This is a genomic window from Labrys sp. HAY1-8F, from assembly GCF_056754975.1.
In genome coordinates this window covers 1,040,154-1,056,887 of sequence record NZ_JBPGWZ010000002.1, presented here as the reverse complement: position 1 = coordinate 1,056,887, position 16,734 = coordinate 1,040,154, and the positions used below count along the sequence as shown (strand labels likewise).

Below are 16,734 nucleotides of genomic sequence, written 5' to 3'. Positions count from 1 at the left end.
GCGCGGAAAAAATAAGCCGGCTGCAAAAACACCGGTACGCGCGCTGTTCCCACCGGTACAGATGGTAAAAACTCTCTGAATCATGATTGCCGCCGACCCGGGGCGCCCTTAGTCTTGTGGCTCGGTGGCCCGCTCCGCATGCGTATCGCGTGACCGAGGCGTGTCGTCAGCTATGGATTGCGTCCCTCCATAGCTGACGACACGCCTCGGTCACGCCGGCACGCTAGCGTGGAAAGGACCGCCGCCATAGGCCGAGGGGCGGCTAAGAGGACAGGCAAGATGGTCAGGCAGGCAGCGCGCCACGGCGTTTTCGTGCGGTTTTTCTCTGCGTTCGTGCTCATGCTCGCCGTGTTGAGCTGGGTGGCTGCTGGTCCGGCGCAAGCGGCCCCGCTGTTCCAGGCCGACAGCTATTCCTATGCGGCGGACAGCTACAAGGACAGCATCGCCAAACTGGCCAAGACCATGAGGAAGAGCGCGCCCCAGCTTCAGGAGGAGCTGAAGGCCGCCGTCAGCTCCGACAATGCCCGCAACACCGCCGTGGTGGTGGAACAGTTCATCGCCCTGACCCCCAATGACGGCGCGATGTGGAAGCGCCTCGCCGATTTGCTGCTGGTGGCCGAGCCCTTCAACAGCCAGGACCGGTATGAACTGCCCTACAAGGCGCTCGGTGCCTCGATTCGGGCCTATCAGCTTGCCAGGACACCGCAGGAACAAGCGGAGGCGCTGAACGATGTCGCCCAGGCCCTGGTCAAGCGCGAGGACTGGCGCCCGGCCCTCAACGCCTATCGGGCGAGCCTCGATCTGGTCGATAACGCGGAGATTCGCGAAACCTATGAAGAGGTGCGCAAGGATCACGGCTTCCGCATCATCGATTACACGGTGGAGAGCGATGCGCCGCAACCGCGCCTGTGCTTCCAATTCTCCGATCCGCTGAGCAACGCGGTCAGCGACTATGCCCCTTATTTCACCCAGGAGCCTGGCCCTGTCTCGGCCGTTACCGTCGACGGTACCAAGCTGTGCGTCGAAGGACTGAAGCATGGCGGGCGCTACAAGGTCACCGTGCGCCAGGGCCTGCCTTCAGCCGTGGACGAAAGCCTGCTCAAGAACGCCGACTATGAGATCTATGTGCGCGACCGCCTGCCGTCTGTGCAGTTCGTCGGCAAGAGCTATGTCCTGCCGCGCACCGGCCAGGCCGGCATTCCGCTGGTCTCGGTCAACTCCACCCAGGCCCGGCTCGCCCTCTATCGGGTCGGCGACCGCAGCCTGATCTCGGCCGTGATCGATTCCAACTTCCTCGACCAGATCTACGGTTCTCAGGCCGGCGAGATCGCCCGCACCAAGGGCAAGAAGGTCTGGCAGGGTACGATGGACCTTGCCAGCACCGCCAATCAGGATGTCACCACCGCCTTTCCGGTCGACGAGGCGCTCGGCAAGATCGAGCCCGGCCTCTATGTGATGACCGCCCAGCCCGGTGAGGTGAAGGAGGACGAAGACAGCCAGCTCGCCACGCAATGGTTCGTGGTCTCCGATCTCGGCCTGACCACTCTCAAGGGCAAGGATGGACTGCACGTCTTCCTGCGTTCGATCGCGTCTGCCGATCCGCTCGCCAATGTCACGGTGCGCCTGCTAGCCCGCAACAACGAGATTCTCGGCTCGGCGAAGACGGGTGCCGATGGCGCCGCCTTCTTCGATGCCGGCCTGACCAAGGGCAGCGAAGGCCAGGAGCCGGCGCTGGTGGTGGCTTCCGACGAGAAGAACGACTACGCCTTCATTGATCTCACCCAGCAGGCCTTCGACCTCACCGATCGCGGCGTCACCGGGCGCGATCCGCCAGGCCCGGCCGATGCCTTCGTCTATGTCGAGCGCGGCGTCTATCGCCGCGGCGAGACGGTGCATGCAGCCATCCTGCTGCGCGACGGCAATGCCAACGCCCTGGCCGACGTGCCGGTGACCATGGTGGTGCAGCGCCCCGACGGCGTCGAATATTCCCGCACCGTGCTGAAGGACCAGGGCGCCGGCGGCCGCACGGCCGATATCGCCATCATTCCCTCTGCCGCCAGCGGTACCTGGCGCGTCATCGCCTACACCGATCCCAAGGCGTCACCGGTCGGCGAGACCACCTTCCTGGTCGAAGACTATGTGCCCGATCGCATCGAGTTCGACCTCGCCACCTCCGGCACCCGCATCGACCGCACAAGCGGCGCCAATCTGAAGGTGGACGGCCGCTATCTCTTCGGCGCCCCGGCTGCCGGCCTTGACATCGAGGGTGACGTTTCGGTCTCGACCGACAGCCAGCCCTTCTCGCAATGGAAGAACTATGCCTTCGGCCTGTCGGACGAGAGTGTCGATACGGTGCAAAACACCGTCGACGATCTCGCCCAGACCGATGACAAGGGCCACGCTGAGTTCACGGTGCCGCTGCCGCAACTGCCGACGACCACTCGTCCGCTCAAGGCCAATTTCGTCATCCGCATGAAGGAAGGCGGCGGCCGCGGCGTCGTACGCTCGGCCTCCCTGCCGATCGCCTCTACCGGCCCGATGCTGGCCTTGAAGCCCGGCTTTGCCGAGGGCACGGTGCCCGAGGGGCAGCAGGCCCTGTTCGACGCCATTGCCGTCGATCCCCAGGGCAACCAGGTAGCGGCCAAGGGCGCGACCTGGACGCTCAAGCGTCTCACCACGAGCTATCAGTGGTACAAGAGCAACAATCGCTGGAACTATGAAGCCGTCACCACCGCGCGCAAGGTCGGCGGCGGCACGGTCGACCTCGCGGCCGACAAGCCTGCTCAGATCTCGGCGCAGGTGCAGTGGGGCCAGTACCGCCTCGAAATCTCGGCGGATGGACTGGCTTCTTCCTCCAGCTCCTTCTACGCGGGTTATTACACCAGCGAGAAGGCCGACACGCCCGACATGCTGCCGGTCGCCCTCGACCAGACCAGCGTCAAGACCGGCGACACGCTGCAGGTCAAGATCGATGCGCGTTTCGCTGGCAAGGCTTCGGTGCAGGTGGTCGGCGAGAAACTGCTGTCCTCTACCCTGGTCGACGTGCCGGAGAAGGGGACCACCGTTCCCGTCACCGTCGGCAAGGATTGGGGCACGGGCGCTTATGTCGTGGTCACCCATTTCCGGCCGATGGACGTCGCCGCCAAGCGCATGCCGACGCGCGCGATCGGCCTCGCCTGGTTCGGCATCGACCGCAATGAGCGCACGCTCAAGGTCACGCTCACGCCGACCGAGCTTATGAAGCCGCGCCAGCCTCTCAAAGTGCCGGTGAAAGTCGAGGGCCTCGCCGGCGAGAAAGCCTATGTCACCGTGGCGGCCGTCGATGTCGGCATCCTCAACCTGACGGGCTACAAGCCGCCGGAGCCCGAGACTTTCTATTACAGCCAGAAGCGCCTTTCGGCCGAGCTGCACGATCTCTACGGCCAACTGATCGACGGCATGGAAGGGGCGAAGGGGCGGATACGCACCGGCGGCGACGGCGGGGCCAATTTCAACAGTCCGCCGCCGACTCAGGCACCCCTGGCGCTGTTCTCGGGCATGATCGAAGTCGGTGCCGACGGCACGGCCGAGATCAGCTTCGATATCCCTGCCTTTAACGGCCTGGTGCGCGTGATGGCGGTGGCCTGGACGCCAACCAAGGTCGGCCATGCTTCGGCGGACGTCAAAGTGCGTGATCCGGTGGTGATCGCCGGCACCTTGCCGCGCTTCCTTGCGGTAGGTGACCAGTCGCGCTTCCGCCTGGACCTCGTGAATGCCGAGGCCGCGCCGGGCGACTACACGCTCGCCGTCACTATGGAGGGACCCGTTGGCGCCGAGCCATCAGCTCTCTACCAGACCGTGAAGATCGGGGCCGCGGGCTCGCGCACGCCGGTGAACATTCCCATTACCGCCAACGGTATTGGCACCGGCAAGCTGGTCGCCACCCTGGCCGGTCCCGGCAATGTCGCCATCGACCAGAGCTTCACGCTCGGCATCCTGCCGGCCAATCCGCCGGTGACACGCCGCACGATCCAGACGATTGCCGCCAATGGCGGCGGCATCACCGTCAATGCCGACCTGGTTGCCGAAATGGTACCCGGCACCGGCGCGGTCTCGCTTTCAGTGGGGCCGTTCAGCGCACTCGACGTGCCCGGCCTGCTTCGCGATCTCGATCGCTATCCTTATGGCTGCTCGGAACAACTCGTCAGCCGCGCGCTGCCCTTGCTCTATCTCAGTGAACTCGGCGGCAATGCCGTCGATCTCGACGGCACGGTGAAGGAGCGCCTGGGCGATACGGTTCAGCGCCTGCTCGCACGCCAGGATTCGAACGGCGCCTTTGGCCTGTGGAATGCCGACAGCGGCGAGTTGTGGCTGTCGGCCTATGTCACCGACTTCCTGCTGCGGGCCCGCGAAAAGGGTTTCGCCGTGCCGGAACTGGCGCTCAACCAGGCGGTCGACTATCTGCGCAACCGTGTCGGCAATGCGCCCGACGTGGAAGAGGGCAAGGGCGAGGACATCGCCTACGCGCTCTACACGCTGGCTCGGGCCGGCAGGGCGCCGGCAGGTGATCTGAAATATCTCGCCGATACCAAGATCGGCCAGTTCGGCAGCGCCATGGCGCGGGCTCAGATCGCCGCGGCCCTCGGCATGCTCGGCGACAAGCCGCGGGCCGGCGAGGCATTCGGCTCGGCTGCCGAAGCGCTCCAGAAGGAGACTGTCGATGCCAGACAAGCCTATCGCAATTACGGCTCGCCGCTGCGCGACGCCGCGGCGGTGGTGGCGCTTGCGGGTGACGGCAATGCAGGCCTGCCGGTGATCAAGGCGGCGCTCAAGGTCATCACCGATGCGCGCTCCAGATCCCGCTATGCCTCGACCCAGGAGATGACCTGGATGGTGCTCGCGGCACGCAGTGTCGCCGACCAGGCCCGTTCCGTCAGGCTGATCGCCGATGGCTCGGAACAGCAGGGCGCCTTCTACAAGGTCTATCGCGGCGAGGCGCTCAAGACCCCGCATTCCGTCTCCAATCCCGGCGCCTCGGCTCTGCAAGCCGTGGTCGCGGTCTCCGGCTCGCCCGTGGTGCCCGAGCCGGCCGCCAACAACGGCATGAACCTGACGCGCACCTATTTCTCGCTCGACGGCAAGGCCGTGGACCCTGCGGAGGTGAAGCAGAACACCCGGTTGGTGGTGGTGCTGAATGCCAGCCGGAGCGGCGACAACCAGACTGGCAACTTCCTGCTCGTGGACCGGCTTCCGGCCGGTTTCGAGATCGAGAATCCGAATCTGGTCGTCACCGGCGAGACGGGCAGCATGGCCTGGCTGAAGGACCTCACCGACGTCACCCATTCGGAGTTCCGCGACGACCGTTTCGTCGCCGCGTTCACCGATCAGGCCGCCAAGGTCGCCTATGTCGTCCGCGCGGTGGCGCCTGGCCGCTACATCCTGCCCGGCACCACGGTTGAGGACATGTATCAGCCCGAGCGCAATGCCACGCTTGCCACCGGCACGCTCACCGTCACCGAGAGGTAGAACGGACTGAGATGACCAATCGGCGCGTCCATATCCTATGCGCGCTCTTCTTCACGGCTGTTATCGCCGTGAACGCCGGAGGCTTTGCGCTTTCGGAGGCCGTGCGACGCCTCGGTCCGGTGCCGCTGGGCGAAAGAGTGACCTATTCTCCGCTGGTGGTGGATCGTGACGGCAGGTTGCTGCGCCCCTTCACCACCGCGGACGGCTATTGGCGACTGCCGGCAAAGCCGGAGGAGGTCGACAGGCGCTTCCTGTCGATGCTGGTCGCCTATGAGGACAAGCGCTTCTATTCCCATCACGGCATCGATCCGGTGGCGATGACCCGGGCGGCCTGGCAGATGCTGAGCCGCGGGCGCATCGTCTCTGGCGGCTCGACCCTGACCATGCAGGTTGCCCGCCTGCTCGAGCCGCGGCCGGATCGCACCTTTGCCGACAAGGCGGCCGAGATGATCCGTGCCGTCCAGATCGAGAACCGGCTGAGCAAGGAGCAGATCCTCGGCCTCTATCTGGCGCTGGCGCCCTATGGCGGCAATCTGGAAGGAACGCGGGCCGCTTCGCTGGCCTATTTCGGCAAGGAACCCAAGCGCCTTTCGACGGCGGAGGCGGCCATGCTTGTGGCCTTGCCGCAGGCTCCTGAATCGCGTCGGCCGGACCGAGTTCCTGCCGCGGCCAAGGCCGCCCGAAATCGGGTATTGCGGCTTCTCGCCGGCAAAGGCGCGCTCCATCCCGACCAGGCCGAGGCCGCCACGCTGGAAGCGGCGCCGCAGGGGCGCAAGCCCTTCCCGATCCTGGCGGCTCACGTCGCCGAACGGCTTGTGCGCCAGGACCTTATGCGTCAGGTCCAGGCCGGCAAGCGCGATCCCAATCCGGTGCTAACAACCACGATTGCGCGCTTCCTGCAGGAGCAGCTCGAAAATCTGGCGCGTGAGCGGGCGACGGCTCTGGGCGGCGGGGTTTCGATTGCCATCGTCGCCGTCGACAACGCGACCGGCGAGGTGAGGGCGCATGTTGGCGGGGTCGGCTATTTCGACAAGGCGCGGGCCGGCCAGATGGATCTCGCCGAATCGCTGCGATCTCCGGGGTCCACCCTCAAGCCCTTCATCTACGGCCTCGCCTTCGAGGACGGCCTTGCCCATCCCGAGACGCTGGTGGACGATCGTCCCGTGCGCTTCGGGGTCTACAAGCCCGAGAATTTCGACGATGCCTTCCAGGGCACCGTCACGATGCGCCGTGCCTTGCAGCAATCCCTCAACGTGCCGGCGGTGATGCTGCTCAATTCCGTCGGGCCGAATCGGCTGATTGCCCGCATGAAGAGTGCCGGTGCCGAGCCGTCCTTGCCGCCCGACGCCGTGCCGGGCCTGGCAGTCGGTCTTGGCGGCGCCGGCGTGAAGCTCACCGATCTTGCTACCCTATATCTGGCGCTGGCGCGGGATGGCGAGGCGCTCCCGTTGATCTGGCGGGCGCAAGATCGGGCGCTCGGTGCGCAGCCCCATCGCCTGTTCGAGAAGGCCGCGGCCTGGCAGGTCGGTAATGTCCTGATCGGGGCGCCGCCGCCGGAGAACGCCGTGGGCGGCAAGATCGCCTACAAGACGGGCACCTCTTATGGCTATCGCGATGCCTGGGCCGTCGGGTTCGACGGTGCCAACACCGTCGCAGTCTGGGTGGGGCGGCCTGATGGCGCGCCGGTTTCGGACCTGGTCGGGCGCAAGGCCGCTGCTCCCATCCTGTTCGATGCCTTCCAACGCATCGGCGAGCGGCGCGTGCCGCTGAAGTCCCCGCCGCCCGGTGTGGTCTTCGCGCGAACCTCGGAGCTGCCGCCCGCCCTGCAACGGTTCCGCCCGGGCGCTTTGCCCGAAGTCGCGGCCGCCGGTTCAGGTGATGCACCGCTGGTGATCTCCTTTCCGCCCGATGGCGCGAGGGTCGAGGTCTCGGCCGACGAACCGGACGCCACACTCTCTCTCAAGGCCATGGGCGGCGCTCCACCTTTCACCTGGCTCGCCGACGGCCTGCCGATCGTGATCGGCGAACAGCGTCGTGAGGCCATCTGGGACAAGCCGGGCAAGGGCTTCGCCCGCCTCTCGGTGATCGACGCCAGGGGACATACGGCCAGTGTGCAGATCAGGCTGGATTGACGGCGGTTTGTGCGGCGCCTCGATGACCCAGTACGAGTTTTTTCGGCCGGAACCATAATATTCCTGTCAAGAAGCGAGCCTAGCCTCAGGTACCGGCATTCTATTGATTGGCTGAAATCCATTTTTCCGGGAGAAGACATCGTGCAGGCAGGGCGTTACGTGATCAAGCAAGGCGATACCTTGTGGGGAATCGCCGGCCGTTACTATGGCAATCCGGTGCGCTGGCCGGAGATCTATGCCTACAACAATGAGCCGGCTATCGTCGCCAAGACGGGACACGGCATCGTCAATCCCGACCTCATCAGGGCAGGAGCGGTGATCTACTTGCCGAGGCAGCACCGTCGCGTGGTGCTGCGCGGCGCCCTGGCAGGCACTCCGGCGGCGACGGCGACCGCCCAGTCCACCAATCCGCCTGCGCCCAACTCGCCTGCCTCCGTACCCGCCCCGAGGGGCAGCTCGACCCCCTCTCATACGCATGTGCAGCCCGATGCCGGCAGCAATCCTGCGGCCAGGACGCTCGCGAACAATTTCGGTTTCGGCTATCAGCTTGACGACCTGTCGATCATCGAGATCAAGGGCAATGGTTTTTCGGCCAGGGTCAAGCTGAAGGGGGCGATCTTCCTGCAGCCGACCGACAAGGTGCCGCTACTCGTCTACAGCAACCGCGGACTGGAGTCGCAGGCGCGTCGGCAGACCTCGACCGTGCTCGGCGAACTGGTGTCCGGCGGCAAATTGAGCTGGGACCGCAAGTCCAACAGCGTCACCTATGAATGCCAGCTCACCTTGCGCGCGAATGCCCATTCGCCGGGTGCCCAGTTTTCCGCCGGCATATCGAGCACGGGAGAGCCGGTGCTCAAGGCCACGCTGACCTATCCACGCATGACCGGGCGAATCCGCGACTACGTCTATGTCGCCAGCGAGTTCAAGGTCGAGATCGAGCTGAAGCCGGATCAGCACCTGCGTCCGCCCCTGCCTGAGCCGGTTCTCGTACCCAGCTATCGTCCCGTCCCGGATGCAACACGGGTTTGGCGTCCCGAGCCCGTGCTCTCCAATCGCAGGCCCGCGCCTTCCCCGGAGCCCTCGTCAGGTATCCATTGGGGCAAGGCAACGGTGGCCATCGTCGGAGCCGTGGTCATTGTGGGACTGACCCTGCTCGAGGATGCCGCTACTGCCGGTGGCGGCGTGGCCGACGATCCGGCGAGCTTCGCGGCGGCGGGCGCCCTGCTGCGCTGGGGTTTGCGCCGGGCAGCCGTACAGGCAGCGCCGAGACTGGCGCCGGCGCTGGCCTACTAGAGCAAAGTGCGTTCATGACTGAACGCTTCTTCATCGCCTCTTTCGCTTTTTTGAGCACGAAATCTGTTCTTCGATGCGGTTTCAGAGTTTTACAGGCCGGCCAGCAACGCTGGCCGGCCTTTTCTTGTCGCCGATGCGTCAATCGAGATTGCGTGTTAGACAAAGCCGAATAATTGACGGCCGCTCCGCGGCATCGCGGTGTGTCCTGGCCTGAAAATATCGGTGTATGCATGCCTTCATCTTTCTCACCCGACCAGACCGCCGATCGCTCAGAACCGGCGGAGAGCGCTGAAGTCGGGCTGCTGATCGATTATCTGCAGCGCAAGGGACGCTTGGAAACCGAAAGCCCGACGGCTCTCTATCGGCGCCTGCAGGATGCCCTGCGGAGCGCCATTTCGGAGGGCATCGTTCCGGCGGGCGCCATGATCCCGGGCGAACGTGAACTGGCCCAACGCCTTGATCTGTCGCGCGTGACCGTGCGCAATGCCATCAAGGGGCTGGTCGAGGAACGGTTGCTGGTCCAGCGCCACGGCGCACGAACCAGCGTGGCGCTGCGCCTGGAAAAGCCGATGACGGTGTTCACCAGCTTTTCCGAGGACATGGAGGCGCGGGGCCGTGTGCCCGGCACCACCTGGCTGCGTCGCGAGATCGGCATGGCCGACACGGCTGAAGCCATGGCGCTGGGCCTGTCGCCGGGTGCTGGGGTTTGCCGCCTGCATCGGCTCCGGCTGGCGGATCGCGTGCCGATGGCGATCGAGTATTCGGTGCTGCCGGCCGAGTTCCTGCCGAGCTCCGACCTGATCGAAGGTTCGCTCTATGTGACGCTCGATCAGCGTGGCTGTCAGCCGGTGCGGGCCCTCCAGCGAGTGAGGGCCGATGTGGCGACCGCCCATGAGGCGCGCCTGCTCGAGATCGAAACGGGTGCGCCCATCCTTGAAATGGAGCGCCGCTGCTCGTTGGAAAACGGACGCGTGGTCGAACTGACCCGCAGCCGCTACCGCGGGGATGCCTATGATTTCATGGTCGAACTGGCCCGCCGCGGCTGAATCTCAAGTGATTTTGCAACTGGTATTAAACAGGTTGCATTCTGGTCCTATCGGTGTCAGGCTTCCTCATCAGCAAGCGAGGAGCATGGGGTGGCATCTGCAGTTGAACGAGCGCTCGACGGATTGATCGTGTCATGCCAGCCGGTAATCGGTGGCGCCATGGACCGGACCGAGATCGTCGTCGGCTTCGCACTGGCCGCCGTGGCAGGGGGGGCTGCTGCCTTGCGTATCGAGGGCCTGGCCAATGTCAGGGCCGTGCGTGCGGCAACATCGCTGCCGGTCATCGGCCTGGTCAAGCGGGCCGAAGCAAACACACCCGTTTTCATCACGCCCCTGCTGCAGGACGTCGCCGATCTGGCGGAAGCCGGTGCCGACATCATCGCCTTCGATGCCACACAGCGGCCCCGCCCGGTTTCCGTGCCTGCCTTGATCGGGGCCATTCATGCCGCCGGACGCCAATCTATGGCCGATTGCGCCGGGCTCGCGGATGCCGTTGCAGCCGCCGAGGCAGGTGCATCCGTGATCGGCACCACCCTGTCCGGCTATGTTGGCGGGCCGGTGCCGGAGGATCCGGATGTCGACCTCGTACGCCGGGTCGCCGCTCTCGGGCGGCCAGTCTTCGCCGAGGGGCGCTATCGCACGCTCGCACAGGTGCAGGCCGCACGTCAGGCCGGCGCCGATGCCGTGGTGGTCGGATCCGCCATCACCCGGCCCGAGCACATCACGAGTTGGTTCGTCGAGGCGGTGAAGTCGTCCTCCGCCCCATCCTCCTAGGAATGCTCATGCAGCCGCGGCCTGTCCTTGCGATCGATATAGGCGGCACCAAGACGCTTTCGGCCTTGGTCGATGGTGAAAGGGTACTGGAGCAGCGCCGTGTCGAAACCGCGCGCGAGGGCGGCCCGCAAGCCTGGCTGGATGCCGTCGTCACGAGCATAGCCGATTGGCGCGGGCGCTATGCTGCGGCCGGCATCGCCGTCAGCGGTCGGATAGCAGAAGGCCGCTGGTCGGCGCTGAATCCAGCCATCCTGCCGGTGCCGGATGGCTATCCTCTCGTGGCTGTTCTCACCGAGTGCCTCGGCGTGCCCATCACCGCCGTCAATGATGCCCAGGCCGCCGCTTGGGGCGAATATCGCTTCGGCGCGGGGCAGGGGGCCGACATGGTCTTCATGACGGTCTCGACGGGCGTGGGTGGGGGCCTGGTCCTGGGCGGGCGCCTGCTGATCGGCCGCAGCGGTCTGGCAGGACATGTCGGCCAGATCCTTACCGATCTCACGGCAGGCGAGCAGCGATTGGAGGATATCGCAGCCGGTTCTGCCTTGGCGCGATTGGCGGCCGGCAGCGGGCGGTGGCCCGACCCGCCGGCCCTGCTGGCGGCGGCCAGGGCCGGGGATGCTGGCGCCGAAGCCCTGATCGGCGGTGCCGTGCTCCCGCTGGTTCGTGCCGCACGCTCCCTGCAGATGCTGATCGATCCGGATTGCTTCGTCATTGGCGGAGGCCTCGGTTTGGCCGAAGGCTTCCTCGATCGGCTGCGCAGCCACGCCGCGGCGCTTTCTCCCCAATACCGTCCCGAATTCCGCGCTGCCGCGCTCGGCGCTGAAGCGGGACTGATCGGCGTGGCCGATCTCGTCGACCCATAAACAGAAAGCGCACCGGAGGTGGATCATGTTTGAGATGAAGCGAGGCCGAAGGAACAGATGCAGGGCGTTGCTGGCCGGTCTGGCTCTGGCGCTGGCGGGCAGTACCAGCGCCTTGGCCGAGGTCACCGTTCTCGGCTGGCCGGGTGGGCCGGAAGAGACGGCCCTGCGCGCGACGGCCAAAGCCTATAACGAGCGCTCGGGCCTGGCCGATGCCGACAAGGTCAAGCTGATCTTCTTCAACCGCGAAGGGTTCTGGGACAAGCTGCAGGCCGATCTCGCGGCGGGTTCGACCGAATTCGATCTCAATCTGATCGCTACCTATTCACTGGGCAAATATGCGCCTTTCATGCAGCCGGTGGATCTGCCGGCCGACAGCGCTAAGGTCTTCGGCGAGAAGGTGCTGAAGACCATGCAGTTCGACGGCAAGCAATATGGTGTGCCGACGGATCTGTCCTTGCATTTCATGTATGTGCGCAAGGACCTGATGGCCAGGCTCCTGGCCGATGACGGCTGGAAGAAGACCTATGGCGAGATCGCCCAGAAATATCTCGGTAAGCCGCTGCAGCCGGTGAAACCGGAGGCGTGGACCTGGGACGATTATGCGGCGACGGCCCTGTTCTTCACCAAGAGCATCAATCACGCCAGCCCGACGCGGTACGGCACCGTGCTGCAGATGAAGAACCTGTTGTTCAACATGATGGTGTTCCAGACCATGGCGCGTTCCTACGGCGCCGACTGGCAGGATGCGGCGGGCAAGATCACGGTGGATTCGCCCGCCTACCGCACCAGCCTGGAGCTCTACAAGAAGCTTTACGATGCCGGGGCCAGCCCCAAGGATTCGCTGTCCTACGAATATGCCGAGGCCAATGCCGCCTTCGGTGCCGGGCAGGTCGCCACGATGCTGCAATGGAATGCCGCCGCGGCCGATCTCGACAACCCGGCCAAGAACGCCGTCGTGGCGGGGAAGATCGACACGCTGGCTCCGCCCAAGGGGCCGGAGGGACGCACCACCCATATTCACGGCCTCGGCTTCGGCCTCAACAAGGCCTCACCCCATAAGGAGGGGGCCGTCAAATTCCTGAACTGGCTCGCAGGCGCGGAGGCGATGAAGATCTACGCCGATGCCGGCGGTTCGCCGGCGCTCGACGCCAGTCTCACCGCGTCCCTGCCGAAGCGGCCGGACCTCGCCAAGATCGGCGACTTTGCCGGCCAGTACGGCTTCGTGATGACAGGCGGCACCTCGGCCGGCGCACTGCAGGTCTACGAGACCCAGGCCAAGGACTTCACCGGCTATTGGGCGGCACAGACCGATCTTGACGCGGCGCTGAAGGATACCGCTGCCAAGATGCAGGAATTGTTGAAGAAATAATCGGCCTTCCTGTAGCGGAGCGGTGGCTTTGGTCATCGTTCCGCATGAGAACTCTGTGCGGGTGGGGCAAGGCGGCCGCAACAGGCGGAGGGCTCTTGCATGCCGCCTGCCGTTACGGCCGCCCTATCGAGCGGCTCCTGCCCGGAGATAGCCTGATGGCGCTCGCCAAGAGCAAGACACCCTATCTGCTCATCGCACCGATCACCGGATTCCTGATCTTTTTGGTGGCGCTGCCGCTTTGCATCGACATCGTCTACTCGCTCTCGAAGGTGACCTTCGAAACCCTCCGCAGTCCGAGCCTGCAGGGCTTTGGCAATTTCGTCACTGTGCTCCAGGATGGCGCGTTCTGGAGGGCCATGGGCTTCTCGCTGAAGTTCGCCGTTGCCGCCTCGATTGCGCAAATCCTGCTCGGCCTGTTCCTTGCCATCTTTCTCAGCCCGCTCCTGGCTAAGCGGCCCTGGCTGATGGCGGCTCTGATGCTGCCGATGATGCTGGCCCCGGCCTTGGTCGGCCTGATGTATCGCCTGGTGCTGCAGGAGTTCGTCGGCGTGATCCCCTATTATTTCCTGCTTTTCACCGGGGACAGCCCGGCTTTCCTCAGCCCGGACAATGCCTTCGCCACGCTCGTCACCATCGAGGTCCTGCAGTGGACGCCCTTTGCCCTGCTGATCCTCTATTCGGCCTACCAGTCGATCCCCCTCGAAATCAGGGAGGCGGCGGCCATTGACGGTGCCGGCTATTTCCGCCGGCTGCGCTGGATCGACCTGCCCTATATGGCGCCGGCCATCGCCATCACCTTCTTCTTCCGCTTCATCGACAGTTTCCGGGTCTTCGACAATGTCTATGTGCTCACCGGCAGCGGTTCCGGCGGCAGCACGACCACCATCAGCATCTATATCTACGAAGCCTTCTTCCGTGGCAGCAACATCGGGGTTGCCGTCGCTGCCTCGTTGATCCTGCTCGTGATGTCCTATGTCGTGGTGGCTGGGCTGATGACGCTGGCGGAGCGGCGCGCATGACACGGCTTCTCACCATCCTGCGCTGGATCGTCTTTCTCGTCGCGGCCTTCGCCTTGAATTTTCCGCTGATCGCCACCCTGATCGCCGCGTTCAAGAGCGAAGCGGAAATCGCTGAGAACCCGTCTCTGCTGATCGAGGCGCCGACGCTGGAGAATTTCGCCAAGGTGCTGGAGATCTCCGATCGCTTCGACATCACGCATTATCTCGTCAACAGCTTGATTGCCGCCTCGCTGGGCTCCTTGTTCGCGATCGTGCTCAGTTTTCCGGCAGCCTACGCCATCGTGCGCCATGGCGTCGGGCAGCGCTGGCTGCTGCCCGGGGTGACCAATCTACGTGCCATTCCGCTGATCATCTTCTCCATCCCGATCTATCTGATCTATCAGCGTCTTGCACTGCTCGATACCCGTTTCGGGCTCGCCTTGATCCTCTGCCTCGTCAACCTGCCCTTGGTGCTTGTGCTGATCGCCAATGCCATCAGGGACCTGCCGCTCGAGATCGAGGAGGCGGCACGGGTCGATGGCGCCAGCACGTCCTATGTGCTGTGGCGGGTGGTGCTGCCCCTGACAGCACCGGCCATCGCTTCCTCCGCAATCCTTGCTTTCATCTATGCTTGGAACGAGTTCCTGTTCGGCCTGATGCTGACGACACAGAGCGCCGTGCCGATCACCGTCGGAGCCTCGTTCTTCTTCGCGGCAAGCGGAGGTGGGGTACAATGGGGCACGGCGGCGGCGGTGATGGTCCTTTCCGTGCTGCCGCCATTGCTCATGAGCCTGCTGGCCTATCGCTATATCGGCCGCTCGCTGACCGCCGGAGCCGTCAAGGGATAAGCGTGGCCCCGGATAAGCGTGGCCCCGCCAAGACGCCTTATCGCGGTGCGTTCTTGCGCAGGACCTCCAGGGCCTCCATGCGGGCCTTGGAAAGGTCCCATAGCGTCTTGGTGGCCGCCGCCATCAGGGCTTCTATGATGGCCAGGATCGCCGCGTTCGAATCCCAGTTCGACGGCACGCCCGTGCGTGCGGAAATGACATGGCGCGCAAAGCGGGCGATCGGCGACAGCCACTGGTCGGTGAACAGCACGATGGTGGCGCCGCGCTCGGAGGCTTCCTGCGCTAGGAGGATCACATCGTCCTGGTAGCGCCTGATGTCGAAGACGAGCAGGACGTCGCGCTTTCCGAAATCGATGACCTGGTCACGCCAGGTCGCCGCCTGTCCCTCGACCAGCGTGACGTCGGGACGGATGACCCTGAGATGGCGCACGGTATAGAGCGCCACGGCTTCCGTGAGGCGCCCCCCGACGATATGCAGCCGACGCTTGGTGTCGACGATGATAGCGAGAATCGCGTCGAACTCGGTCGGCGCCATGGCCTCGAAGCTGTGTGTAATGTTGGCGACCACGGCGGCAGCGAAGGCGGAGAACGGCGTTGTATTCGCTTGTTCCGGTGCCTGCTTCATCAGCGGAGACTGCAACTGCGCCTCAAGTTCGTCCTTCAGATGACGTTGGAAATCGGCATAGGCCCCGAAGCCGAGCCGGGCGATGAAGCGCAGGATCGAGGGCGCCGAAATACCGGCTCGAGAGGCAAATTGCGCAACGGTCTCAAGGCCCGCGAACGGGTAGTTCGACAAAAGAACATGGGCGGCGCGACGCTCGGTAGGGGTCAGCGAACCGAGCCTGCTGCGGATGGTCGTCGCCAAGGTCTCATCGCTTGCCGTGGTCGCCGTGTCCGGGCGTTTGGTCATCAGGCGACTCCCTCTGGAAAAGCGAGAGTGGAAGGTGGACACAATTTTCACAATTGACAAGTCGGCTACGGCTGTACTCAAAATAACACTCAATACAAAAATAAGCTCGGACGTAATGAATGTTAGAATCGCTCACCGAGAGAGCCGCTAGAGGAACCTCGGATGGGGAAACCCAACCCGAAGCCGCTATCCTGGACAATGGTCGGGGCAGGGGAGCTCACGTCCTCGTTTGTGAGCACGCATCCAACTTCATTCCTGCGCGATATGGCCAGCTCGGCCTGTCCGATGCCGACCTGCAGCGCCATATCGCCTGGGATCCGGGTGCCCTTGGCGTGGCGCGTGTGATGGCGCGCGAACTCGATGCGCCGCTGGTGTCCTGTGCCGTCAGTCGCCTCGTGATCGATTGCAACCGCGACCCTGCGGTATTCGATGCCATCACGCTCAGGAGCGAGGGCACTGTCATTCCAGGCAATATGGATGTCAGCGATGCGGAGCGGGCGCGGCGGGTTCGCGAAGTCTACGAGCCTTTCCACGCCGAAGTTGCAGACGCCGTGACGGCCAAGCGACTGGCCGGACAGGTGGCTGTCATCGGCATTCACAGCTTCACCCCGGTCTATAACGGCACCCAGCGCCCCTGGCATGTCGGCATTCTCTTCGACCGCGACGAGAGCCTGTCCGCGCCGATGGTCGCCGCCCTGCGCGAGGATCCGAGTCTGGTGGTCGGGGTCAATGAGCCCTACAGCCCGGGAGACCGCGTCTATCACACGCTCGATCGGCATGGCCAAAGCCAAGGCCTTCCTAGCGTGATGATCGAAATCCGCAACGATCTTCTGGCAGCGCCGAATCAGCAGGAAGAATGGGGCATGAAACTTGCTACCATCCTGAAGCGGATCGGCCTGCCGGAAGGCGATTCGCCAAAATGAGAGAGCCGGAACGACCGGCCGAAAACGATAGCTGCGTGAAAGGTAACATCCATCGGTCCAATGTCTATCGGTC

9 protein-coding genes and 1 pseudogene are annotated in these 16,734 nt (G+C 64.5%); 9 read left to right on the top strand and 1 reads right to left on the bottom strand.

The genetic code is table 11. The annotated features are described in order from the left end of the window. Positions 1–279 precede the first annotated feature (279 nt). The 8 genes and pseudogenes from ACR9ZN_RS13930 (at position 280) to ACR9ZN_RS13895 (ending at position 14,828) form a co-directional block, all read left to right on the top strand. Positions 280–5,505 carry an alpha-2-macroglobulin family protein gene (locus ACR9ZN_RS13930; RefSeq protein ID WP_481272456.1) on the top strand — a complete coding sequence of 1,742 codons (5,226 nt, stop codon included), beginning with the start codon at positions 280–282 and terminating at the stop codon, positions 5,503–5,505. An 11-nt stretch (positions 5,506–5,516) separates the two neighbouring features. Next, positions 5,517–7,637, top strand: coding sequence for a penicillin-binding protein 1C (pbpC, locus tag ACR9ZN_RS13925; RefSeq protein WP_454814440.1), 2,121 nt, complete (start codon positions 5,517–5,519; stop codon positions 7,635–7,637). A 141-nt stretch (positions 7,638–7,778) separates the two neighbouring features. Continuing rightward, positions 7,779–8,930, top strand: a complete 1,152-nt coding sequence (locus ACR9ZN_RS13920) for a LysM peptidoglycan-binding domain-containing protein (RefSeq protein ID WP_481272455.1) — start codon at positions 7,779–7,781, stop codon at positions 8,928–8,930. Between the two features lie 230 nt (positions 8,931–9,160). Next, positions 9,161–9,976 carry a GntR family transcriptional regulator gene (locus tag ACR9ZN_RS13915; protein WP_454814436.1) on the top strand — a complete coding sequence of 272 codons (816 nt, stop codon included), beginning with the start codon at positions 9,161–9,163 and terminating at the stop codon, positions 9,974–9,976. A gap of 159 nt (positions 9,977–10,135) precedes the next feature. Then, positions 10,136–11,613 (top strand): annotated as a pseudogene (locus ACR9ZN_RS13910) (putative N-acetylmannosamine-6-phosphate 2-epimerase). Between the two features lie 25 nt (positions 11,614–11,638). After that, complete coding sequence (locus tag ACR9ZN_RS13905; protein ID WP_454814434.1) at positions 11,639–12,982, top strand: extracellular solute-binding protein; 1,344 nt, start codon at positions 11,639–11,641, stop codon at positions 12,980–12,982. A gap of 155 nt (positions 12,983–13,137) precedes the next feature. Further along, the gene (locus ACR9ZN_RS13900; protein ID WP_454814432.1) at positions 13,138–14,001 is read left to right on the top strand and encodes a carbohydrate ABC transporter permease; all 864 of its coding nucleotides are present in this window, start codon (positions 13,138–13,140) and stop codon (positions 13,999–14,001) included. Beyond that, positions 13,998–14,828, top strand: coding sequence for a carbohydrate ABC transporter permease (locus ACR9ZN_RS13895; RefSeq protein WP_481272454.1), 831 nt, complete (start codon positions 13,998–14,000; stop codon positions 14,826–14,828). Before ACR9ZN_RS13900 ends, ACR9ZN_RS13895 begins: the two co-directional genes overlap by 4 nt. A 37-nt stretch (positions 14,829–14,865) precedes the next feature. Here ACR9ZN_RS13895 and ACR9ZN_RS13890 read toward each other — a convergent pair whose 3' ends face one another. Then, positions 14,866–15,738: a MurR/RpiR family transcriptional regulator gene (locus tag ACR9ZN_RS13890; RefSeq protein ID WP_454814428.1), complete on the bottom strand. Its 873-nt coding sequence runs from the start codon at positions 15,736–15,738 to the stop codon at positions 14,866–14,868. A 119-nt stretch (positions 15,739–15,857) separates the two neighbouring features. Between ACR9ZN_RS13890 and ACR9ZN_RS13885 the strand changes: the two genes are divergently transcribed. Beyond that, positions 15,858–16,661, top strand: a complete 804-nt coding sequence (locus ACR9ZN_RS13885; RefSeq protein ID WP_454814426.1) for an N-formylglutamate amidohydrolase — start codon at positions 15,858–15,860, stop codon at positions 16,659–16,661. Positions 16,662–16,734 lie beyond the last annotated feature (73 nt).